Origin of the sequence: Aureispira sp. CCB-QB1 (assembly GCF_000724545.1) — a bacterium.
In the GTDB taxonomy this organism is placed as follows: Bacteria; Bacteroidota; Bacteroidia; order Chitinophagales; family Saprospiraceae; genus Aureispira.
On record NZ_JHBV01000016.1, the window covers coordinates 43915 to 68574 of the forward strand.

22 protein-coding genes are annotated in these 24660 nt (G+C 35.7%); 4 read left to right on the forward strand and 18 right to left on the reverse strand.

Going from position 1 to position 24660, the window contains the following annotated elements:
* The first annotated feature begins 171 nt into the window (after window positions 1-171).
* Both CG11_RS06810 and CG11_RS06815 read left to right on the forward strand, forming a co-directional pair.
* On the forward strand, window positions 172-753 hold the full coding sequence (locus CG11_RS06810) for a hypothetical protein (RefSeq protein ID WP_052594457.1): 582 nt from the start codon (window positions 172-174) through the stop codon (window positions 751-753).
* 53 nt (window positions 754-806) lie between these two features.
* A complete protein-coding gene (locus CG11_RS06815; RefSeq protein WP_052594459.1) occupies window positions 807-1454 on the forward strand; it encodes a hypothetical protein in 648 nt (215 codons plus the stop codon).
* A 62-nt stretch (window positions 1455-1516) separates the two neighbouring features.
* Here the strand turns inward: CG11_RS06815 and CG11_RS06820 are convergent, their stop codons facing one another.
* Window positions 1517-2335: a sterol desaturase family protein gene (locus tag CG11_RS06820; RefSeq protein WP_052594461.1), complete on the reverse strand. Its 819-nt coding sequence runs from the start codon at window positions 2333-2335 to the stop codon at window positions 1517-1519.
* Window positions 2336-2412: 77 nt separating this feature from the next.
* Complete coding sequence (locus CG11_RS06825) at window positions 2413-2973, reverse strand: Crp/Fnr family transcriptional regulator (protein ID WP_052594464.1); 561 nt, start codon at window positions 2971-2973, stop codon at window positions 2413-2415.
* 450 nt (window positions 2974-3423) lie between these two features.
* On the opposite strand from CG11_RS06825, the gene CG11_RS06830 reads away from it, so the two are divergent.
* Complete coding sequence (locus tag CG11_RS06830) at window positions 3424-4782, forward strand: tail fiber domain-containing protein (protein ID WP_052594466.1); 1359 nt, start codon at window positions 3424-3426, stop codon at window positions 4780-4782.
* Window positions 4783-4865: 83 nt separating this feature from the next.
* Here the strand turns inward: CG11_RS06830 and CG11_RS06835 are convergent, their stop codons facing one another.
* Window positions 4866-7460 carry a hypothetical protein gene (locus tag CG11_RS06835; protein WP_052594468.1) on the reverse strand — a complete coding sequence of 865 codons (2595 nt, stop codon included), beginning with the start codon at window positions 7458-7460 and terminating at the stop codon, window positions 4866-4868.
* A gap of 89 nt (window positions 7461-7549) precedes the next feature.
* Entirely contained in the window at window positions 7550-8143 is a 594-nt protein-coding gene (locus tag CG11_RS06840) for a hypothetical protein (protein ID WP_052594470.1), read from the reverse strand.
* A gap of 370 nt (window positions 8144-8513) precedes the next feature.
* On the opposite strand from CG11_RS06840, the gene CG11_RS06845 reads away from it, so the two are divergent.
* Window positions 8514-11708, forward strand: a complete 3195-nt coding sequence (locus CG11_RS06845; protein ID WP_052594473.1) for a CHAT domain-containing tetratricopeptide repeat protein — start codon at window positions 8514-8516, stop codon at window positions 11706-11708.
* On the opposite strand, the gene CG11_RS06850 is transcribed toward CG11_RS06845, so the two are convergent.
* From CG11_RS06850 to atpB, 14 genes are all read right to left on the reverse strand, one after another.
* Entirely contained in the window at window positions 11705-12094 is a 390-nt protein-coding gene (locus tag CG11_RS06850; RefSeq protein WP_052594474.1) for a hypothetical protein, read from the reverse strand. The genes CG11_RS06845 and CG11_RS06850 overlap by 4 nt on opposite strands.
* A 72-nt stretch (window positions 12095-12166) precedes the next feature.
* The gene (locus CG11_RS06855) at window positions 12167-12757 is read right to left on the reverse strand and encodes a 1-acyl-sn-glycerol-3-phosphate acyltransferase (RefSeq protein WP_052594476.1); all 591 of its coding nucleotides are present in this window, start codon (window positions 12755-12757) and stop codon (window positions 12167-12169) included.
* 57 nt (window positions 12758-12814) lie between these two features.
* Window positions 12815-13183: a hypothetical protein gene (locus CG11_RS06860; protein WP_052594478.1), complete on the reverse strand. Its 369-nt coding sequence runs from the start codon at window positions 13181-13183 to the stop codon at window positions 12815-12817.
* Between the two features lie 240 nt (window positions 13184-13423).
* Window positions 13424-14083 (reverse strand): hypothetical protein, encoded by a 660-nt coding sequence (locus tag CG11_RS06865; protein ID WP_052594480.1) that lies wholly within the window; start codon window positions 14081-14083, stop codon window positions 13424-13426.
* A gap of 352 nt (window positions 14084-14435) precedes the next feature.
* Window positions 14436-15002: a peroxidase-related enzyme gene (locus CG11_RS06870; protein ID WP_052594482.1), complete on the reverse strand. Its 567-nt coding sequence runs from the start codon at window positions 15000-15002 to the stop codon at window positions 14436-14438.
* 274 nt (window positions 15003-15276) lie between these two features.
* Window positions 15277-15666, reverse strand: coding sequence for a hypothetical protein (locus CG11_RS06875; RefSeq protein ID WP_052594483.1), 390 nt, complete (start codon window positions 15664-15666; stop codon window positions 15277-15279).
* 101 nt (window positions 15667-15767) lie between these two features.
* Entirely contained in the window at window positions 15768-16523 is a 756-nt protein-coding gene (locus CG11_RS06880) for a response regulator (RefSeq protein WP_052594485.1), read from the reverse strand.
* The gene (locus CG11_RS06885; protein ID WP_052594487.1) at window positions 16523-18817 is read right to left on the reverse strand and encodes a histidine kinase dimerization/phosphoacceptor domain -containing protein; all 2295 of its coding nucleotides are present in this window, start codon (window positions 18815-18817) and stop codon (window positions 16523-16525) included. The genes CG11_RS06880 and CG11_RS06885 overlap by 1 nt, the downstream gene beginning before the upstream one ends.
* Window positions 18818-18922: 105 nt before the next feature.
* A complete protein-coding gene (atpG, locus tag CG11_RS06890; RefSeq protein WP_052594490.1) occupies window positions 18923-19819 on the reverse strand; it encodes an ATP synthase F1 subunit gamma in 897 nt (298 codons plus the stop codon).
* A 92-nt stretch (window positions 19820-19911) separates the two neighbouring features.
* The gene (gene atpA / locus CG11_RS06895; RefSeq protein ID WP_052594491.1) at window positions 19912-21492 is read right to left on the reverse strand and encodes a F0F1 ATP synthase subunit alpha; all 1581 of its coding nucleotides are present in this window, start codon (window positions 21490-21492) and stop codon (window positions 19912-19914) included.
* A 2-nt stretch (window positions 21493-21494) separates the two neighbouring features.
* Window positions 21495-22052, reverse strand: coding sequence for an ATP synthase F1 subunit delta (gene atpH / locus CG11_RS06900; RefSeq protein ID WP_052594492.1), 558 nt, complete (start codon window positions 22050-22052; stop codon window positions 21495-21497).
* A 66-nt stretch (window positions 22053-22118) separates the two neighbouring features.
* Complete coding sequence (locus CG11_RS06905; RefSeq protein ID WP_052594493.1) at window positions 22119-22631, reverse strand: hypothetical protein; 513 nt, start codon at window positions 22629-22631, stop codon at window positions 22119-22121.
* 125 nt (window positions 22632-22756) lie between these two features.
* Window positions 22757-22981, reverse strand: a complete 225-nt coding sequence (atpE, locus tag CG11_RS06910) for an ATP synthase F0 subunit C (RefSeq protein WP_052594494.1) — start codon at window positions 22979-22981, stop codon at window positions 22757-22759.
* Between the two features lie 82 nt (window positions 22982-23063).
* Window positions 23064-24344 (reverse strand): F0F1 ATP synthase subunit A, encoded by a 1281-nt coding sequence (atpB, locus tag CG11_RS06915; protein WP_052595028.1) that lies wholly within the window; start codon window positions 24342-24344, stop codon window positions 23064-23066.
* Between the last annotated feature and the right edge of the window lie 316 nt (window positions 24345-24660).

Here is a 24660-nt window from a genome sequence, read left to right on the forward strand (position 1 = left end):
TCTATGTATACTTTTTTGTTGGTGCAGTTTTAGTTTCAAATAAAACTGAAAATCAACACATTGCAATTCTGACAAAAGTAAATAGGAAATCGTTTCAAGCACCTAATATAATTGGTGCAAAATATTTTAAATTTAAATAACATTTTACCTTATTCAAATAAAATGAACATAATGAACTTTATACCATCAGATAGATTGGGGCGTCTATACCAAGTATGCTTATTTTTATTTCTATTTTTTGCAGCCAGCTCTACGACATTGGTAGCACAAGGTAATGGCAAAAAGGAAGGAAAACCCCAAAAAGTGAAGGTAGCTAAAAATGGTAATTCTGCTGCTGCTATTACAGTGCAACTAAGCGGTATGACTAGAGAGGAGAAAAATACCATGTCTCGCTGTCCTTTGCACAACAAACACATGAGTCTTAGTGACAATTATCGAGCAGATGCGTCGGACTATACTCCTGGAGATGACTATCCATTTGCTTATCAGCTCAACTACCGTCGCTACTGTCCTGTCTGTACCAAAGTAATGGATAAAGAAGCTAAGAACTTTGAAGCTGAGGACAAGGCTGTCAACGAAGGGCTTCAAACCTTTGAGCGTTGCCCTGTGCACAATAGTCCGCTAAAAGGAAATCCTGATCAAGACAAAGTAGATTACGAAAAAAATCCTTCTGAGGATATGCCACATGCTAAACAATACTTATTTAAGTATTATTGCAAAACGTGTACGAAAGTTTATAGAATTCAAAACTAGATCATCGTTAACGAGCACCATCTAGATATCCTTATTTTCCAAAACACCCTTTTATGCTTTTTTATATACTTATAATACTTCTTGTACTCAGTTTCGGGGTTTATTTTTTATTAAAGTTCTTACGCAATGTACAGCCCTCTGAAGCTGAAGTTGACCAAGATTTAAAAGAATTAAAAGAAAAAGTCAAGGCGTTTAAAGGAGGTTTTATGCCTTGGACAGATGAAATATCTTCCAATCAAATTGATCAAATCTTGACCAAAGATAATGCTCGTTCTGGAAATGGAGTCTTTTTGTCTAGCCTTGGGGATCCTATTTTTGCCTATGCCTATAAAAATTACATCGGTCCAGGGCAAAATGCCGTGATGTATATCTTAACACAAGAACATGAATATGTCTTTAGAATCACGAATAAAGGAACAGAAGTGTTTATGGACAACGAAAGAAAGGGTCTAATTCGTGAAAATGGTATATTCTATGATTTGAAAAATGATGAAGTAGCTCAGCTAAAACGCCATGGCGCTAGTGGTATTAATAAGATTTATATAGGAGAAGAAGAAGTAGCCAAAATTGCACTTCCTGATTCAATTGCTGCTAAAGCCATTGATGTTACCAAAATAGATCTTAGTCCTCTGGAAAAGAATACGGTTCAAATGATGGCGGTTTATGATCTGGTCAGTAATATAGAAGAGACAGAAGGTTAGCAGTCAATTAAATTATTTAAAAAACGAGCATAGGGAGTTCCTTATGCTCGTTTTATTTTTTTTTAAGACTTTATAGTATTTTTTGTCCTTTTCTGTTCTTTTTTTTCGTTTAGAATGCGTTCATGAACAGCATCATAAGTTGTATTATAATCCTCAAACTCGGTGCCGAACCAACGATCCCACCACGTAAAATAGAGTCCATAATTTCCCTCAAATTTCGCATGATGCATATTGTGGTGTGTGGAAGCTGTTTTCCATTTAAAAAGCCAATGTTTTGTAAAACCTCTTGGATAGATTTCATAGCCCATATGCCCAATAACATTGAATCCTTGTTGAATAATTTGCCACAGAATAATTGCCCCCAAATGTATTGGAACAATAAAAACAAAAATAACATAAAACCCTGCTTCTACCAGCGCCTCTAATGGATGAAATGAAAAAGCAGCAAATGGGCTTGGATCAATACTTTCGTGATGAACTTTGTGGACATGTTTGTACAATAAAGGATGGTGCATCAACCGATGTGCCCAGTAAAAATAAGCATCGTGCAACAATAACATTACGCCCACGCTAACTCCCCAGTACCACCAAGCATAGCCTGTTGAATCTGTATAAATTTTTGTCCAACCATTCTTAGCTGCGATATATATACCAACATCAATAGCACAAAATATCAACAATGTTGTTCCAGAAAAAAATAGTTCTCGACGGATATGTTTGCTTGTTGCTCGTTGTTGGGGTTGAATTCTTCTAGCTTTAAACACATTTTTCCCTACTATCCAAAAGACAAAAAAGGCAGGCAAAGCAAAAACAATATAAATAAAACTATTAAAAGTAATGTCAGCAATAGCTGTTGTTAGTAAGTTCTCTAAGGTCAACATTATCTAGTGATTTTCATGATTCATAAGTAGAATAAGACAAATTTCTGCTTTTTTAATCAAACCTCTGTTGACAAATGTCAAATACGGCGAATTCGGCTTAAATTTTCTTTGGACATACCTAAAAACGAGGCGATATGCGTCAATGGGGCACGTTGTATTATATCTGGATGCTGTTCAGCATATTCCCAATAACGATCTTTTGAATTTTTGTGCTTCAAAGCACGAGTATGTTCCTCTAACTTCATGTAATAATCTTCTGTCAGTAAACGCCCCAATAAATTCAAACTAGGGTACGTTTTATACAATTCTTGCAGTTCGTTGTAGGTGATAGACCAAATCCGACTATCTTCCAATACTTCTATTGATTCTTGACTCGGTTGTTGGCTAATAAAGGAATAAACGGATAAACATGGATTGTTCTCTGACGCAAAATAGGTCGTAATATCTTTTCCATCTTGATAATAAAAACTTCTAGTCAATCCTTGCTCTATAAAACCTACACGTTGACAAATACGACCTTCTTTTAATACCAAGTCTCCTTTTTTATAAATCTGGCATATTGATATTTGGGCAATGGCTTCGTATGCCTCTTCAGATATGGGAGCGTATTCCTCTAATCCTGTTATAATTTTCTGCATAATTGAATTTTTTAACAACCTATAAAAAGATAAATAAGGCTAATAATCAACAAGACAAAACCAATGCCCCATAAAATCTAATCTAAATTTAAAATCCTACATAGGGGTTGAATTACAACAGGTTTATTCCTCTTGATTATTAGAACATTTGTTTTTTTATTAATGCTAATTTCCTATCTTACAGCTGTTTTGTGATGTATTGTTGAACTTTAAATTTACAAATTTAATCTATACGAATAGATCATTATCCCCTAATACTAAAATCGTTTAGTAGTTTATTAAAAATAATTCTTAGATAACACATCAATTAGTTTATCAATGCACTATGAGCTTGTACAATTAGTTGATTTCAGCAGCCAACAGTTGATTATTTACGTTCCGTTGCTGCTTAGCAATACTTGATATTCATAGGTATTAACGTTGTTGTCAAAGAATGAAAAATCTAAAGTTATGAAAATAAAAATTACCTTATTTAGCTCCTTTGTATTATTAAGCAATATGCTATCGGCTCAAAATGTTGGTATTGGCACCAACAATCCTCTTGAAAAATTAGATGTAAATGGTGATTTAATTGTTCGAGGTCAAGACATTTATGTCTCTCATGACAATACGACAAATGCCAACAATGATTATTTGAGTTATGACGATGCCGTTCCTTCTACTTTGGGTAGTGCTGGAATTTTTCATCTTCACGCTGATCAAGCAAGAACAGGCACATGGCAGTTGCCCTCTGCCTCAATTAGCGCTAGAGGAGCTTATTTTGCTGGGCGAGTTGGGATTGGGACAGATGCCCCTGCTACTATTGCCCATATTTCAAGCGGTACAACAAATGATGCCATTTTGCGCATTGATTCCGATACAGATAACAACAACGAAGATGATAATCCAAGGCTAGAGCTCTATCAAGATGCAAGTGCTGTTGGTGCTATGATCGGTTTTTACAATGGTTCCCTCAACGATGGAAACACTTTTAGAATAGGAACCCGCGCTAGTAATATTGACAACTGGACTACGTTCACGATTAATGCTATAACTCAAAATATAGGTATTGGCACAGAAACGCCTGACCAACGCTTAGAATTATTGGGTGGGGGAATCCAACTAAATGGAGAGTTTGGAATCGGTTTTTTAGGTGAAATTCCTAACGATGGAATCGTTTCTGGTGACCGAGCCAAAATTTACTATGATGGTGATTTTATTGGCACTTATAACGATTTTTTAGTTTTTGAAAAAACGGATGGCAATGATGCTGATCCTGATGGTGGGTTTGTTTTTACCATGAAAGGTGTTGACGATATTCGCACGCCTGCAATGACCATTCGAGGAAATGCTCGTGTAGGATTACAAACCATTACAGATCCAGCCTACGCTTTTGAACTTCCGAATAATACTGCCGTGACAATCGGTAGAGCTAGAGCCAATGCATGGGTGACCTATTCCGATGGTCGTTTAAAAGACCAACGAAAAACTATCCCATACGGTCTTTCTACTGTTTTGAAACTACGCCCCTTACAATATCAACACCATCACTCTAGTACAGATGCTAATGGGCTTTTACAAATTGATAATAACAGTAGTGTCGACATCGGATTCATAGCTCAAGAGGTAGCTTCATTAGTTCCTGAGGTCGTTTACGCTCCCAGCGACGAATCAAAAGACCTTTGGGCTGTTGATTATACACGCTTAGTTCCTGTCTTAACCAAAGCCATTCAAGAGCAACAAGCTACCATTCAACACTTGGAAGAAAAGTGCACTAAAATAGAAGCTCAATACCACAGCCTACAAGAACAACTAAAACAAAATAAATAAATAAGCGCAAATTGCTACTTGCTATTAGAGCGTCGTCAAAGATTTGGCACGCTCTGATAGCTACAATTTATCACCAACTACGTTTATAATTTGAGTCCTTCTAAGGCAACGATATCTTTGTGAGCTTGTTGTATTTTTTCTTGAATATTTAATTGAATATTCTCTATAGATGGCGACGACAGAAGTGCTTGCACCTCTATTCTGTAATCTTTATTCATATCCTCCAATCGTTGGGTCATTTTTGACATCGTTGCTTCGCTCTCTTTATAAATCAGTTCATATTGAGTTTTAAACGTCTGTTCGATTTTTTCAATCTCCACTTTTTCTTGCTCAATCAACTGCTCTAATAAAACATTGGCAGCTTCAAAATCCTTCTTCAAAGCTTGTTTCTTTTGAGGTAAATCCACTTGCTGTAACTCCTCTAATTGTTTTTGATAAGTATCTTTCAAATCTTCCAACAGTTTTTCATCCTGTTCTCGTTTATGCGCATATCGTTCCTGAAAGTAAGCCTTTCCATAATTAATGTCATGAGTTTGGGCATAAACAATACCTTCTTGATATTTCAAATATGCAGCATAGAGCTTCTCTAGATATTGGTGTGATTTCACAGACAAGTATATTTCGTCCACTCCTTTCTCATAATTAGGGCTCTCTTTGCAAAGGATAATTGTCAAATCACCATTACCTCCTTGGCTCATTGTTTGGATGTCTCTCAAATTTTTAATGGGGTATTTCTCTATTAGTTTTTTCAGACTAGCTTTCTCTAGTTTATCTGCATTGAAATGTTTATCATAAAAATAGTTTAAATCAAAAATAGACATGGCTTCATCCATCAGTGCTTGCTGTCCTATGTCAATTTCTTCTTTCAATTTCGTCTTCGCCTTTCGATAAGCCTCCTCTAATACTTTTTTTTCCTTTTGACCCAATAGTTTTAAGCTATTTTGATAGAAGCTTTTCAAACGTTTGTGCAATGCAAAAATATAACGACCATTCATTGCAACCAATAGTTGATTATGTACTGTTTGTTCAAGGTATTTTTTACTAATTGCCTCCAAAGCCACCTTTCGTTCTCCCATTAACGTTTTCACTTTAGTATCTTGCTCTTGCAAATATTTTTTTAATGGAGCTTCATATTGAATTTTTTCCTTTTCAATAGCTGCTATTTGTACCTTATTTTTTACTAAAAGTTTTTCTAAAACAACACGCTTCGTTTCTATTACGTCACGTTTTAACTGAGGGTATGTTAACCGAAATCGCTTCCACAATTTACGGGCTTTTACTTCTGGTGAAGCTATATGTCGAGTCCAAGAAACTACTCGAGGAAAAACGCTCCACAAACTTAACATCAAGCCAATAATTACTAAATTAATTAGCCATATAGGCAACAGCCAAAAATCTCCCATCATCCACCCTCCTAATGGTGTACAACTCCCTATTATAAAAAGCAAGATCCCCAGTACAATAAAAGACAATACATAATCTTTGAATGTCAATGCTAATTGAATTTGCTGTTTCCCTGATTCAATGGCTTGATGTAATGTAATTGGCAAAGGAGGCAAGCTCCCAAAAACAGCCGATACTTGTTCTTCCAACCAACGTTTAGGATGTAATTCTTCTAAATACTGCTGATACAAGACAGAAGGGAGTTTCATTTTCAACTTTGAAACATTACCCCAAAGTCCTAGAATATGCGCAAAATGAGCTTCAAGCTTTGGATCACCTATTGCTATCAAAAAAGCAGAACACCATTCATCCGCAGTTGGTCTAGCTTCGGGATTTTCGTGCCCTTCTTCAAAACATTGGATAAATAGCTCTTGTAAATTTGAGTCTATAGTATAAAATTGCTGATGAGGGGGAGGGACAACAGAGAATACGGCTCGATTGATGGTACGATGAACAAATAGACCATGCTCAATTTTCTCGTGCAAACTCACCAAATGATCATAAGGCGGGTTCGCTGATGCGGCAAAAGGATGAATGCCACATAATAATTTATAAAAAATAACTGCTAAACCAAAACGATCCCAAGACTCACTGACCGTTTCATTTTTTCGATGCGCATTTGAATAAAATTCGGGTGGTGTATACTCGGGAGTAGCTACAGGAGCTGGAAAAATAGCGACTTCCTCCTCAACTACTTCAACAGAATCTGTATCAACAATTGCCAATAAGCCATTGGGTTGTATCAAAATATTTTCAGGCTTCATATCAACCAACACATAATGTTCGGTAGCATGCATTTGATAAATCGCAGCTGCTAGATTAAAACAAATTCTTAACCGATACTGAAGTGAATCTGGAGCGTTAAAACTAAATCGTTGCCACTGCTTCCCCAAATGCTTGGGTAGTTTTCCCAAACAAAGCAATTCCAATTTTTGTCCTTTTGCAAAAGGCATGACAAATCCTACAAATTGATACGATTGGGTATACAAAGCATCTTTTATCCAAACAATGGCGTCATTTTCAGAAAGCCCGATGGGAGGGTTTTCTATCAGGTATTGTGTTTTCTCTTCTCGTTGTTGACTCCTTTTGTGAGGATGATACAGTTTGGCAACATAATTTTGATACGCTGTCGGAGCTACTATTTTATACAAACCGCCTTCGCCTCCACCAGCAAAAGGCTTGGCTGCTAATTCAATAACTGTTCTACTTTCTTTTAAAAGGTATTGATTAGACATGAAGAAGTTTTTATTAGCAACGGTTATCTAGCAAACTATACAAGTAGTTCGATTAAAGGCGATCACCCAATATAAGATTCTACGAATACCTATTCCTGTCCGTCTATTTTTTCTACCAAGTTAATTGCAAAATCTAGCAATTGTATTAGTGCTTGTCTTTTTGAAAAAGTATCGGGTAACCAAGCTGTCTTTATATACAAGCGTTTGCGTTCTAAAACAAATGAAGAGAATTTTATCTTGTTCAAAATGGTAACTTTCTCTCCCATTGCAATATCAAACAACTCTTCCAAACACTCGTTGTTATTAGAAGCCAATATCAACTTATCTAAGTTAACATTTTTCAACTGATGAATTGGTTCTATATCTAATGTTTTTTTGTGGTCTGATTTTGCAATCGTCTTTTTTTGGAGTACAAGTGTTGTCCAGTTTGGGTTTTCACATTGAATAATTAACTCCAATTGTTGTTTTTTAGTTTCTTCTTTGAGGGGATTTTGATATAAGTTTAAAACAAAACGATGGTTTCGAATCGTTCCTTCTACTGTATAATCATACGATTTAGAATAAGTTGCTACTTGCTTTTTGGTTTTTAATTTTTGTTCTTCTATACCAAAGATTTTATAAATAGCTTTCAACTCTTCTTCTATGTGTTCAAATGCCTCTTTGACAAATAATCGACGTAGCATATATTGCTTTTGTATTCGCTAATAGGGATTTCTTTTGCTTGAGTAATTTTTGAGGGGAACTAATATACAATTTTAGTTGGAAGAAAGCAACTCTCATTCTAACAAAATTAATAAAAATCATATAATTCAAACCCTTTTATTAAACTTTAATCACTCTCATTTTGTGATAACCAAGCCAAACTAAACTGATCCAGTGAGTTTTACTCAGCCCCAAAGACTTTGTTTAGGGACTAATTTTCAGCCATACAGTAAGCACCCCACGAAAGACGAGCCAAACAACAATATTAAGTTGATTATAAAGCTATAAAATACGATTATCCTCATAAAAAACGTTATTTTACAAAGCTATCACACTCAAGAAATATTATCAATGCCCTTACTTTTACTCTATATCCTATTATCTTTTCACGCTACAGCCATGCTTGCTCAAGCCCCTTTATCTGCTCAAAAGTTAGTAGATAGCAGCGAATATTTAATTTATGAGGACATGGATTTGGCGATAGCCAAACGGTTGAATAAAAAAGCTCAGCAACTTTTTAAAGCAGAAAACGACCTCGAAGGTTTGGCGCACTGTGCCATCAACACAGCCACTATCTGGGCTCAAAAAGATTCTTTTCAAAAATCGGTTCTTTTATTAGATAAAGTAGCAAAAAACTTTTCTCCTACACTACTTCCAAACAGTCGTCTATTAGGGCTTTTTTTTACGTCCAAAGCTTGGGCACTATGGGGCGCCGCTGATTATCCACTAGCTTATAATCATGCATTGCAAGCTTGTCAGATTTTGAAGCAATGCAAGGATTGGAAACGCTATGTCAATGCTTCTTTAATTGCGACCTATGCCATTTATTATAACAATGCCAGTGATTTTAGCCTTATCGATACACAAATGGATAGCACCTATCAAGTTGCCTTAGATTATTTACCCAATTCTAGTTTGGCATTTAAGTATATTTATCAACTCTATGGCTCTATTTTATATCAGCAAGGACGCATCGAAAAGGCAATTGATATGACCCATCAAGGTTTGGACTATGAATATCAGTTTTTGCTTAAAGATCATCACCAAAAAGATTCTTCAATTGTTGCCAAATACTACAGCAATTTGGGGCGTATGTACTCCGAGAATGACGATATAGAACAAGGAATTATCTACTATAAAAATGCCTTTATTATCTATGAAAAGCTAAACGATTTTGGGGCGCTTATTAAGCTTTGTACTCGCATTGGTGAATTGTACGAAAAAAAAGAAAAAAGCAACGAAGCAGATTTATATTTTGGAAAAATTCCAGAGTATATTCCTTTGCTATCCAAGGATCCCATTTTACAATTGAGGGAAAATAATTTTGAGCACCTATCTATGGCGTACTATTACAATCACTTCAATTTTAATGATTCTATTCTTGATTATTACAAAAAAAATATCGCCTATATAAAAAAACACCAACTAGGAGTTGATAAAGCATACCTAAATATTGGGAATGCTTTTGAAGCTTTGGGAAATTATATAGAGGCTAAAAAATACTATCTCAAAGCACTTCAGCTCGCTACACAAAAATATGGACATCAAGGCACCAAAGTTGCTTCAATTTATTTCAAAATTGGGCACTTGGCAGCCGAAGAAGGGCATTATCCCAAAGCGATTAGTTACATGGATACCGTGATTTTGCTGTTAGATGAAAGCCCCGAAAATCAAAATGACAAAATTCTTTTGTTAGAGTATTTACTAGACAAGTCTATTGCTATTGAAGCTTATCAAAAACGAGGGGATGCTTTTGTTCAAGAAGGAAAGCTCAATCGTGCCCATAGTGATTTTAACAACATCATTTTACTAACCAACTATTTGAGAGATCACTACATTGATAATGAATCGAAATTGTTGTCGATCAATCGCCTTCGTCCTGTATACGAAAAAGCAGCATCAACAGCATGGAATTTGTATAAAAAACAAAACAACGAAGCGTACAAGATGTCTATTTTTGACTATGCCGAACACAGTAAGTCTGCTTTGTTAAATGAAAATATTCTGAAATTTAGAAATAATTATACCGAAGGAGGGACTGGAATTTCTAAAGCGCTATTACAACAAGAAGAAAACTATATCGTACAAATTGATCGATGTAAGGAGCATATTTTAGAAGCAAAAAAAGAACAAAATCCAGAAAAAGAAGCAATTTACCTCCAAAAAATGTTGCTATTAGAACAAAAACTCGATTCGTTTGAGCAATATCTTCAAGCTACTCATCCTAGTTATCGATCTTGGGACTATGGTAGAGATTCGATTGTTGCTCCCCAAGAAGTGCAAAGGCATTTAGATGACGATGAGCTTTTTATTGAGTACTTTATTAGTAATAATCATTTTTTTGTGATTTATATCTCTAAAGAAGTTGTCAAAATAAAAGAAATATCCAATTTTGATATAGCGATACTTAATGAAAAAATAAAAGACCTTAGACGTTCTTTGTCTAATGTTAGCTTTATTTTGCAACAGGAACAAGAGGCTTACCAAGTCTTTTGTACAACAGCTTATTGGTTATATAAAAACACCTTAGAAGATGAGCTATTAAATGGTAAAAAACATCTTATTATTGTTCCCGACAGAGGCTTGCATTACGTTCCTTTTGAAGCCTTGCTAACGGACACACTTCAAACAAAAGGCATTGATTATCAAAGTCTCCCTTACTTAATACAAGATTATACCGTCCATTATGAGTATTCAGCTGCCATTATGGCTAATAACCAACGAAAAGTAAATACAGAAAATGGTCGAATATTAGGCTTTGCGGCAAGCTATGGGCAGCAGTTTGCCTACGAAAATTTCTCTCCTTCTCTTACAAAAGAAAGAAGTGCTGAGGAAACGCATACGCACAATTCGGCTGTTCCTATTCCAGGTACCATAACAGAACTAAGGAAGATTCAAGAAAAATTTAAAGGTTCCTTTTTTACCTATCAAGCGGCCAATGAGCATAATTTTAAACAGCAATTAAAACAGCACAGTTATAGTGTCGTTCACTTAGCCATGCATGGAGTCGTAGATTATAATCATCCTGCTTATTCTGCCTTACTTTTTACAGAAAACCTAGACTCTTTGGAAGATAATTTATTATATGCTTATGAAACACAACATCTCAATGGGCATCATGCCAACCTGGTTGTCTTGTCGGCTTGCAAAACGGGCTATGGAAAATACGCACAAGGAGAAGGTATTATTTCATTAGGACGTAGCTTTATGTATGCTGGAATTCCTAGTATTGTCATGACGTTGTGGGAACTGAATGACGAAACTAGTGTGGAGGTAATTCAGTCGTTTTACGCAGGGCTAGCTCAAGGATTAACCAAAGATGAAGCCATGCAAAATGCCAAGATTCAATACTTAAACAATAACAAAGGTTTTACTGCTCATCCCTTTTTCTGGGCTAGTATGATTTGTATTGGCAATCAACAAGCCATTCCCCTAGCACAAAAATCTCATCCTTGGTATTGGTATCTTCTGGGTGGCGTATTTGTTATTGGTGTACTTTGGAGAATTGGACGGTATCTGTTGGCACAACGTTCATCTGAAGTTTAGTTGAATTGACTTAATAATTCCTGAGTGGCAACATAATCTTTCCAATATTGCTCTGACTGGACATATTCTATTTTTTCGTTTAATGCAGCAAGAATTAGATGATAATCTGGTAAACTTTCATCGTATTCAAGCTTTGCACTTTTTAGATTTTCTAGAATGCTTTTCTCTAAATCAGACCTTACTTTCACTAATAATTTATTTATATAAAGTCGCCCTGGAATTTTAGCATTAGGATAACAATCAAGCGACATATTTTGATGAAACTCTATTTCAATTTTTTCTCCAGCTATGTTTTCACAGTAGACTGTAACCGAACCACCATCCATCCAAAAAGATAAATCTTTAATTATCATTCTTGACTGAAAGTTAATATTTAGCTGCTCCATCTTACATCTATGTTAATCAATAAAAATTCAAGAGTTCCAACAAAATAACAATTCAATCCCCCTAGCCCCCCACTACTTGCTCCCACTGTACCGTTCGTCCAAGGCAAACTTATCCGAAAATTTTGGTGTGATATTTTTATAAAAATCCATAATTTCCGACATATCTCGATGAATATCCCCCGTTGGATAAATCATTTTACCGATACCACTCACTTTCTTTTGGTAATCTAAATACCCCAAAGCAATGGGTACATTTGCTTCCAAAGCAATATAATAAAACCCTGTTTTCCATTTTTTTTGCAGTGCCCGTGTTCCTTCTGCTTGAACAATAACCGCCAATTGATCGTGTTTTTTAAATAGATTGGCAATAGCGCTCACAAGATTCATACGCTGATGACGATTATTCGGTATCGATCGATCCACACCAATTCCTCCCATTAATTTAAAGAAACCACCATAAGGAAACTTCATCCAATCTTTTTTGATGGTATAACGTAGGTTTACTCCCAAAGCTGCCATCGAGTACACGGCTATGGGATAATCCCAATTAGAAGTATGCGGGGCAGCAATCACAACACACTTTTCAAATAACTCTTTAGGAGTATTTGGATCTATTTTCCACCCCAAAATTTTTATAACGATTTTTCCTATTATTTTCTTCATAACATTTAGTCACACAACTCGCATCCAAAACAATTGCTTTGCGATAAGATTCGTTTGCTAATCCTCCAAATCTTGCTGTTCCCAATAATTCTTTTTTTTCCAGCCATTGTAAAAAATCAATGCCCCTCCTAAAAAAATAAAGTAAACCAAATAAATATAATGCCCTTCGTCATTAATCAACGAATACAGAGACATCATCCCTGCAATCAAACAAAAAGCAATGCCTATCCAAATCATTTCTCTTGCCTGCCGTTGAATTGCTTTCTGCTCATCCCGCTCCAAAATGTAAGGATCCAAATCTCTCATTAACGATATCAATTCATCTCCCTTTATCCCATTTTTGATCGCTAAAGCTCTTATTTCATCGTAGCTCTGTCCCGCTTCAACATACGAGCGATATTTCTCTGTGTGTTTACTTTTTATCATTCTATATATAATAATCCATTACTCCGTTTAACAATCGTATCAGTTTACTTCGTGAGCGCTACGCTTTTAGTTAGCTTTGTTACTCCCTATGGTCGTGAGCTCGCATAGCTCGGTTCGCTGCTACTACGTGGTATTGCAGGAGTGCTTCGCAGTTGATTATTAACAAGATATATTTTTGCCAATCTTTGCACTGAAAACTGATAATCAAAACCAATACAAGAAACTAGTAAAATAAAGTGTTTAAAGTATTTCAATTTGCTCTTTCACTAATTTCCAATCTGCTAAATGTTCCTCATTCCAAACGATATTACTTTCGATAGGCTCATTAGTCAACAAATCAATTGTTTGTAATAAAACGTCATCATGATAGTAAGATATTTGTGTACTTTCATCTTCGATTCTAGCTCCATTCTCTGTTATTCTCTCTTTTAACTGAATCACTTCGACAGCAACTAAAGCACGATTTTTAACAAAAAACAGCTTACCTCCTATTGGCTCCCCATCAAAATAATCCGCATAAACTCGAATGTATTGATCTCCAAATTGAATAATTTCTAGTGCTCCTGATTCTGTAGGTTTTCCCAAAAAAGCAGAAAATGGTACTGATTCCACATAATTTTCTGCTTCCTCTACACTTTCGTCATATGCTTTTTTTAATGCCAGCGTAGTCGCTAGGGCTGTTTCTAATTGAATGGCCTGTTGTTTTGCCTTTTCAGCAGCATCTATTGCTCTCAAGCTATCTATACGGGCAGCATCTTCTACAGATTTCTGAATCAACCGAACTGTTGTATCTATTTGTACGAATGCTTCTTGATTGGCATTTTCTGCTGTTTCTTCACTACTGCAAGCTGTTAAACAACCCAAAATAAAAATGCTCAGACAACAAATACAAGGTTTCATATTAATAATTTTTATGGAGACGTTGTTGCATATTAGTAGTTCGTTGTTTTTTTACCTTTTACTAAAAAGACAAAAAAAACAACATCTATATTACCTTAATAACCAAAACCTTAACACAAAACACAACGAATCCACAACTTTCTAATTATCAACTGCGCAGCACTCACGAAGTAAACTAATAAAGGTTTTCAACGACCACGTAGTAGCAGCGCAGCTAACTATTGTGCATATATATTAAAACGGTGTAAAATAGGGGCTAACAAACAGGGATTAAAGTCTATATATTAACTTCTTAGGAAGTTGCTTATTCGACTACTCTACAAAATAACAGCACTACTAACTATTGTCTACTCTAATCATATTTATAACCTCCTGCGCCATTGTTTTGTTCTAAATCAACGCCCAAACCTAATACAATTCGATTGACAAAATTAAAATAAGCAATCACTAATGTCGCATCCAAAATAGCCCGATCTTCTACATCTAATGCTCTTAAAGGTTGTAAATAAACAGCTTCATCGGCTTGAGAAGGGTTTTGTGTCAATTGCTTTGCCAAATCGCACCATAAGCGATCTTCCTCCGATAAATCAACTTGAGTATAATCCTTTATCAATTGATTTACCTTAGCTTCATCTTTCCAAAAATGACGTACAGCTTCTGCGTGATGGGTCGTACAATATAAGCAATTATTATAAACAGAAACGACAACAGCAATCATTTCTCGTTGATAGCGACGCAACGGAGATTTTCCAAACATAATTTTCATGTACAAATCCATGTGTGCTACAATTGTACTCGGATTAAGACTTTGAATCTTGTGTACAGAAGCAAGTTTTCCCCTACTCTTTATCAAATCATCATAAATTTCTTTTAATTCTCCTTCTGCTTCCTCGTGTTCAATTACTTTGATATGCGCCATGTTATCAACTGTTAATTTCAATAATTAATAATTCGCTACGATCACTCCAAGAACGAACTGACCGACAAAAGCCTTTTGATCCAAATGGTTAACGAATGAATTGCTAAAATTCTAAGGTTAAAAATAAAGATTCCCATCCAAAGAAGCTCTTATCTAGCTATAAAATATGGATTCGTTGGTAAGTTTTGAGACAATTACTAAAAAAGGGACTCCGAAATAAATCTCGGATTCCCTTATCGAACGTTGCAAAAAATTAATGCTCTTTTTAGGTTTTTTAGCCTTTTTTATCGTTTGACATTTTTTTATAAAAATGATATTTTACAATTTCTAGATAAGCATATAAGCTATCTTTGTTTCCCATTTTAGCACAATAGACAGGAGGAGGCAAGGTCTTTATTTCTTCCAACAAAGAAGGCGAAAGGCTCGACGATAAGAACAAATAAGGGACACAATGCTTTCTACTAATGTCTTGAATCCAACTTAAATAAGCAATGTCTTGTTCTTGAATAGGATACAAAATCAACATTACGATTTCTTTTCTTAATAACTCAGAACAACCAACACCAGCACTCAACACTTGATAATCTAACTCTGTTAGAAGAGCAGTTAAATGATTGATTGTTGGCGTATGTTGACTAATAATGAGTATTTGAGAACGAGACATATAAAAATAGATTTAATTAATGCCTAAATATCTATCATTCGGCGCAAATTTAGCGGATAGAAGTTCTCAAATAGTCTAATGATGTTCTCAATGGTAGGTTTTTACTCTACATTCACTTTTTTTAGTAATTCTGCACGATACCCTTTTCCAAATGGTAATTCATGTCCTTTGATTGTTAAATAGATTGTTCCTATGCTTTCTACCTGTTTTAAATTGATGACATAACTTCTATGAATTTTAAAGAAATAGTCTGGTAAGCGTTCTATAAACTTAGACATACTATTGCGGATTAAATACTCCTTGGTATTGTTCAAAATGATTCGAATATAAACATGCTCGCTTTTGAGAAACAAAATGTCTTCAAAATTAACTTTTTGAAAGCTTTGCTTGTGCTTAACAAATAAGGCCTCATTAAGGACGACATTTTCGGTTCTTTCTTCTGATTCTGGCAAGCGTTTTTCTCCTAATTCTCCTGTATTATTTTGACTGTAATTGTACAAGGCTATCTCTATAGAAGTATACAAATCGTTTTTATCAAAAGGCTTTAATAAATAAGCTGGTGGGCTTACTTTTTTGGCTCGTTCTACTGTTGCAGGATCTGCATTGGAGGTTAAAAATATGAATGGAATTTCATACTCGTCTTTGATTTTCCAAGCCAGATCAATGCCATCTCGTCGCCCAGCCAGTTGAATGTCTAACAATGCCAAGTCTGGCTTTTCTGCTTCCAAAATTTCCAAAGCCTCTGTATAGCTAATTGCAGGTTCCAAAACATCATAGCCCAATTCTTCCAAAATAGAACAAATATTGTCTGCTATGATCATTTCATCCTCAACAACCAAAATCTTAATCTTTCCCATTAATCAATCGTTTTTCGAAGTGCTGTATCTTTAAAATAAATGCTAAAAAGTGCGCCATTAGAATTTTCATAAGTAGCCTTTCCAAACAGTTGTTTGCTCAATCGACGCACCAACCTTAATCCCAAACTTCTTGCTTTTTGCAATTGAAAGTCTACGGGCATCCCTTTCCCATTATCTTGTACTTGCAACAAATAACTCCCTTCTTCCAACTTCTTTAAAACTATTTTTAATTCAGGTCTCGTGTTATTCGCAAAAGCATATTTGCAAGCATTGGTCAACAGCTCGTTTAGGATTAAACCTAGTGGAATAGCCGTATCAATATCAAAAGCAACCTTAGCATCTATGTCCAAAATTAAGTTGGGTTCCATGTCAGTAAGGGTTGCCATAATCTGATGGTACAACTGTTCTGTGTACTCCTTAAAATTAATGGTAGCAATGTCCTCATGTTGATACAATTTATGGTGAATGAGTGCCATTGACTTCACCCTAGCTTGTCCATCTGCAATAGCAGTTCGAGCCGTTGTATCTTCAATTTTGTTCGATTGTAAATCTAACAAACTCGATATGATTTGCAAATTATTTTTAACACGATGATGGATTTCTTTCAACAAGAGTTCCTTTTCTTCATTTTGCTGATCGACAACCTTTTTTTGTTGCGTAATCAAATTGTTTTTAGCAGTTAAAGCAGCATTGGCTCGACGCTTTTGAGCAAAAAACCAGTACAGCATCCCCAATAGCAATAGAGCAATTACCAGTATGCCACCTCCTGCATACAACAGCGTTTTTTGCTGTTTATTTTCTGCCAATTGCAAGGCTTTTTCTTGGTTGAGGCTTTTGATTTCAAATTCCTTTTTTTCGGTTTGATATTTGGTTTCCAAATCCAAAACAGCATCAATTTTGTTTTTCTTAAACAAAGAATCTGAGAGTTCAATGATTTGATTAGCCACTTCCAATCCATCTTTATAATTATTAGTAGCTTGATAAATTGCTTTTAAAATTCTATACCGCCCCAAACTCGCATCTAAATTAGCCGCAGGACACTCAATGCTTTCTTCGGCATAGTATTGAGCTTCTTTTAAACTTTGAGCAGCCTCTGTAGAGTTTTCTGTTCTTGTTTTTGAATATAATTCATAGTGTAACTTTGCTAAATTTTTACAAATGTCTCCATAATCTAAATTCTTTTTAGACGCCAATACATTTGTTGCTTTGGTATAATAGACAATAGCAGAGTCATATTTCTCTGTGCTTTGATAAACATTGCCGATCCCTCGATAACTCCTAGAACGACCTGTTGGGTGACTAATTTGCTCATAAAAATTCAACCCCTTTTGATAATAATCCAAAGCTTCTTCGTATCTGTTCTCCTCCAAATAAACGCCTCCTATATTGTGGTTAATTAAACCCTCCAGTTCTTTATTATCCGTAGTTTGGAGTAGATCTAGCCCATTTTGATAATAAACAATTGCACGATCATATTCTTTGAGTATTTTATACAATCCTGCAATGCTATTAAGTAGCACAATTTCTCCTTTTATATCCTTGGTTGTTTGATTTCTATACGATTCTAATGCCGTTTGATAAACCTCTAATGCTTTCTTATTTTCTCCTGCAAATTTGTGTACTTCCCCCTTAATTTGATACGAGCGATTCACTCCCATTTCAAAACCTTGCGCTTTAAATCTTGTAAGCGCACTATCAATAGAAGCAACCGCAGAATCTAGCATTCCCAAATCTCTATACAACAAGGTCAAATTCATATAGGCATGTCCTAACTTTTTGGTTGCGTTCAACTCTTTCTTAATAGCAATGGATTTTAACAATAATTTGGTTCCTTTTTGCACCTCTCCCATTTGCCCATAAAGTGTTCCTATAACCATATAAATATCCGATGCTTCCTCTTGCATACCAGCAGCCTCATAACTCTTCAAGGCTTTTTGTCCGTATTCCATGCCTTCTTTGACATACCCCCAACTAGTATAAGCAATCGAAGTATAGTGCAACAACAAAGGCTCATACTTAGCTCGAATTTCAGAATTTAGCCCTTCTATGGTTGTTTGTGCTTTATTATAATATCCAACTGTCGAATCTAGATTTTTGTACAAATAATAATCCCCCAATCCTATCAAAGATTCTACCTTGACAGTATCTATCGTTGTCAACGCATAAGACCGCTGCAACGAGTCCAAAATATTATCGGTCTGTGCTGTGGCAATATTCGTCCATAAACAAACCCCAAAAAGAAGGCAATAATAGAGTTGTTTTAAACACCCCATTCCTTTGAATTTAGATACCATATAGAACAATGTATTTTTAAAATATTATAATGCGCCCAATATACAAAAAAAGGGCTTGCAGTTTCTCTGCAAGCCCTTTTAATAAGGATTAAACTCCTATTAATCTTAAGCATCTTCCAATGCCGCAACACCACCAACGATTTCGGAAATTTCAGCAGTAATTGCTTCTTGACGAGCTTTATTATAGTTAATTTTCAGTTCTTTTAACAAGTCTTCAGCATTCTCGGTTGCATTTTCCATTGCTGTCATACGAGCGCCTTGCTCCGAAGCATTAGAATCAAGAATAGTTTTGTGCAACTGCGTTTTAAGAATAGTAGGCACCAAGTAGTCCAATAAATCTTCCTTGTTAGGTTCAAAGATGAAATCTGCGTTTTCATCCGTACCATCTTCTGTTACTTCTAATTTAGCAACAGGTAAGAAAGGCTCTACAGTAAAGTTTTGAATAGCAGCATTTTTGAATTGTGCATAAACAATATCGATAGCATCGTATTGCTCTGTCTCAAATTTAGACATCAATTCACTCGCTACTCTAGAAGAATCTTCAAAACCAAATGTTTTGGTTACCAAGCCCATGTGCTCTGTATTCAAAATAGCATTAGGAACACGGCTTTTTAAGTAGTCATATCCTTTTTTACCAATAAAAAGGTATGTCAAATTTCCAGCATTGTATTCCAATTCGTACTTGGTTTCAGATAGCTCTATTGCCAACTTAGAAACATTGGTATTAAAACCTCCACACAATCCTCTATTAGAAGTTATGACGACAACCAAAGCATTTTTAACTGGACGCTCAACACCAAAAGAAGTACTTGCATCACCTTCCAAATTGGAAAGAATATTGGATAACATAGCACTTAACTTGTTGGAATAAGGACGCATTTCAACAATAGCCTGTTGTGCACGACGCAGCTTAGCAGCAGCTACCATTTTCATAGCTTTTGTTATCTGCTGAGTAGATATAACAGACGAGATACGTTCTCTTACTTCTTTTAAGTTTGCCATTTTTAATTCTTTATTTTATATCATAGTAGTTAGCAAAAGTTGGATAAAATAAGAACTATTCCATCCAACTTTAAAAACTATTATTATTACGCTTAAAATTTAGCTGTTAACTCTTTAGCCAAAGCTTCTACTTTTGCTAAATCAGCTTTATCGTATTTACCAGAACGGAAGTTCGCCAATACATCACTATGACGCTCTTTCATCTTAGCCAAGAAGAACGCTTCAAATTCCATGACACGCTCTACTGGTACATTTTGAACCAAACCTTTTGTTCCCAAGTAAATGATAGCTACTTGCTCCTCTACAGCTACAGGAGAATATTGAGCTTGTTTCAAGATTTCTACGTTTCTTACCCCTTTGTCTAGTACTGCCTTGGTAGCAGCATCCAAGTCAGAACCAAATTTAGAGAACGCCTCTAACTCACGGTATTGAGCTTGGTCCAATTTCAAGGTACCAGATACCTTTTTCATTGGCTTGATTTGAGCACTACCTCCTACACGTGATACAGAAATACCTACGTTAATTGCAGGACGAATACCAGAGTTAAACAAGTTAGACTCCAAGAAAATTTGACCATCTGTAATCGAAATTACGTTGGTTGGGATATAAGCAGAAACGTCTCCCGCTTGAGTTTCGATGATAGGCAATGCTGTCAATGATCCACCACCTTTGATCAAACCAGCTTCTTTCAAAGAAGGAGGAACGTCGTTCATGTCGTTTGCAATATCATCGTTGTTGATAACTTTTGCAGCACGCTCTAACAAACGAGAGTGTAAGTAGAATACATCACCAGGGTAAGCCTCACGTCCTGGAGGACGACGCAACAACAAAGATACCTCACGGTAAGCAACCGCTTGCTTAGACAAATCATCATAAATGATCAAAGCAGGACGTCCAGTGTCACGGAAATATTCTCCAATCGCAGCTCCCGCAAATGGAGAGTAGAATTGAAGTGGAGCAGGGTCAGAAGCAGCAGAAACAACAATTGTTGTATACGCCAAAGCACCTTTCATCTCCAATGTTTGAGCAATCTGTGCTACTGTAGAAGCTTTTTGTCCAATCGCTACATAAATACAGTATACAGGCTCTCCTTTATCATAAAATTCTTTTTGATTCAAAATTGTATCAATGGCAATCGCTGTTTTACCAGTTTGACGGTCACCAATGATCAACTCACGTTGTCCTCTACCAATTGGAATCATAGAGTCGATCGCTTTGATACCAGTTTGTAGAGGCTCGTTTACCGGTTGACGGTAAATTACACCTGGAGCTTTACGCTCTAAAGGCATTGAGTATGTTTTTCCTTGGATAGCACCTTTACCATCAACAGGAATACCCAAAGTATTTACAACACGACCAAGAATACCTTCTCCAACTTGGATAGAAGCTACTTCTCCAGTACGCTTAACTTTATCACCTTCTTTAATTTTTTCAGCAGCACCCATCAATACCAAACCAACGTTGTCTTCTTCTAAGTTAAGTGCGATAGCTTGAATTCCATTTTCGAACTCTACTAGCTCACCTGACATTACATTAGTTAAACCATAAACGCGCGCAATACCATCACCTACTTCTAGTACGGTACCTTGTTCTTCTAATTTAGACTGAGTATCAAATCCGCTAATTTGTTCTTTTAAGATTGCAGATATCTCGTCTGGTTTTACGTTAGCCATTTTTATATATTTTTGGTATACAGATTTTCACTAAATTGCTTCTTCATTTGGTCCAATTGGTGCAACAAACTTGCGTTGTAAATTTGACCATCAAATTCCAAGATAAAACCACCAATAATAGAAGGTTTAATCTCTTTTATAAGTTCTACTTCTTGTTCTAACAAACCTTTCTTTTTGAACGTATCGAGTAGATCTTTGGTTGTTTCTTCACTCAATTCAACAGCAGTAGTCAAACGAACCGCAGAAACGTGCTTTTCTTTGTTGTACATAAGGTGAAAAGCACGGCAAAAATCGCCCATGTATGGCTCACGCTTATGTTCTATCATTACATGGAAAGTTTGCAACAAACGCTTATCGCTATTAGCAAATACAGCATCCATTACATCCTTCTTCTTGTCGATAGGAATAATAGGACTTTTCAAGAAATCTCCAAACTCTTCATTTTGGGCCACCTCCCAAGCATTCATAACATCAGTATGAACTTGGTCTAGGTTTCCTTCTTTCTTTGCTAAATCGAAGATAGATTTGGCATATCTTGATACAATTCTTAAAATTGACATATTTAGAATTTATAAATGGCAAACTAAGAACACTAAGCTCTTAGTTTTAAATTCTTAATTAAAATATTAAGCTAATTCTTTCTTTAGATCGGCAATCTGAGATTGTACAAATGCCTCATGGTTTCCTTCCAATTCTCTCTTCAACAATTTCTTAGCAATATCAATAGAAGATTGACCAATTTGGTTTTGGATGTTTGTCTCCAATTCTTTCATACGGTTTTTCTTGTCTTGCTCTGCAGCTTCCAAGATATTTTTCTCACGCTCTTTACCTCTAGCTTCCCCTTCAGCAATTTTTGTTTTCTTGATTGCTTCAGCTTCTCTAAGAATTTCCAAACCTTTTTGCTCTGCTTCTTTCAACAAAGCTGCTTTTTTAGCTTCCATGCCTTCTAGGGCAGCGTCCGCTTCTTTGGCCTTGCTCAAAGATCCATCAATAAAGTTTTCACGATCTTCCAATGCTTGGGCAATGTCCTTGAAAAACTTGCTCAAAAACAACCAAACTAAGATAAAAATCAAAAGTGTCCAGAAAAGTAGTCCCACACTTGGATTCAACACTGGGAAACCTGATGATAGAAAAATCATTTTATCGTATATTTTGTGTTATGGTATAATTGTATAATTAAAATCTTCTGTAATTTTTCAACATTAAAGAAACTTACTGGTAGCCAATCGCTACCAGTTAAGTCCATTTTTTGTTCGTCTTTTGACTAGCTGTAAGGTTGTAACAAAACAACCAAAAGAGCTACTACGATTGCGAAAAGAGCTGCACCCTCAACAAGAGCTGCTGCTACAATCATATTTGTACGAATGTCACCAGCTGCAGATGGTTGACGAGAGATACCTTCCATTGCTTTTCCACCAATTTGTCCAATACCCATTCCTGCTCCAATTACTGCTAAGCCAGCACCGATAGCTGCGATTCCTGCACCCATTACTTTACGGTTTAAAATGTTAAAAAAATAAAAATATTTATATCTATATAAAAATCCTAAATGATGGATTATTAAGTTCTATCTAATGAGCGTGCTCGTGATGGTCGTGTGTCTCTACTGCACTTCCAAGATACAAGGCAGTCAACAAAGAGAATACAAATGCTTGTAAGAACGATACGAATAACTCTAGCAAGTTTAGTGCAAACACAAAGGGTACGGCTAAGCCAACTCCTGCCGCTGCACCACCTAAGCCCATTGCTGTTTTAAAGAAGAAAATCAAACTTACTAAACTCAAAATAATAACGTGACCTGCTGTAATGTTTGCAAACAAACGAATAAATAAAGTAGCTGGTTTAATAAACAAACCTAATACTTCAATAATCGTCAACAGAGGTTTTACAAATGTTGGTACACCTGGCATCCAAATAATATGCATCCAGTAGTCTTTGGTTCCATTTAAGTTCACTACGATGAAAACAACTAAAGCTAACATCATTGTGACTCCAATATTTCCTGTAATGTTGGCTGAACCAGGGAAGATAGGAATTAATCCCAATAGGTTACAGAAAAGAATAAAGAAGAATACACACATTACAAATGGGAAGAAACGTTTCCAATCTTTTTCTCCAATAGCTGGTCTTACTACCTCATCGCGCATAAATATAATCAATGGCTCAAAGAAAGATTGTACTCCTTTTGGTGCTTGCTTTTCTCTAGCTGTGTAAGCTTTTGAGATTTTTGAGAATACTATTATTAATAGAATCAAAGCCAACAACATCCCAAATACATTTTTAGTAATTGAGAAATCTTGCCAAGATGAGTTTGTATTTTGTAACGACATACACGCTTCTAATGCATACGTTTTTGAACCATACTGAATGGTTGCAGCATGAACATCATTATCAGCGTGATCCGCTGCTATAGCATGATCATCATGTGGTGTAATGCCATGCTCGTCTACTGTTTGATGTCCAGCATGACCGTGATCGTCATGTGCTTCATGACCATGTCCATGACCAAAAGAAACTTCTACTGTTTTGTCTCTAGGAAAATCCTCTCCTACTACACGCATTAAAATTCCGTGATGCAAAACATAACCATTAACGGCTTTGTGCCCGTGCTCAAAACTGCTTGACATAGTAAACATCAAACCATCATCAGACCAAGCAATACAAGGCAACGGAATGGACAAGTCTCCAGCGATATGAAATTCATTCGCATCTCCCAAGTGATGCATCATCGCTTCAATTGGATCTTCTTCTTTCGTCTCCCCCTCATTAGTATCTGTTGCAAACACTGTTTGATTACAACTTAACAACATGATTACTAGTAGAGAAAATGTAGTTTTTAACGTCTTTAACATGTTCATTTTTATAAGAAACAACAAACTATATTCTGTTTTCAAGTGCAAAGATATGCTTTTCTTTAGTAATAAAAAATATCTTTTGCTTTTTTCTTTTCTTGTTTCTAAAGCTTTTTTTGCTTTTTCATTTTTACAAATAGTATAACCAACAAAAGTGTAGTTAAATCTTCCGAAAACACCCTTTAAACAAAACATTATTTCGAAAAACAGATGCAAATCAAGTTATTAACTTGCAAGCTATAAACTATAAAACTTGTTTTTTTTAGGATTAAAATAGGTATATTTGCCTTTCTTTTTCATTTCTAGTTTCTAGACT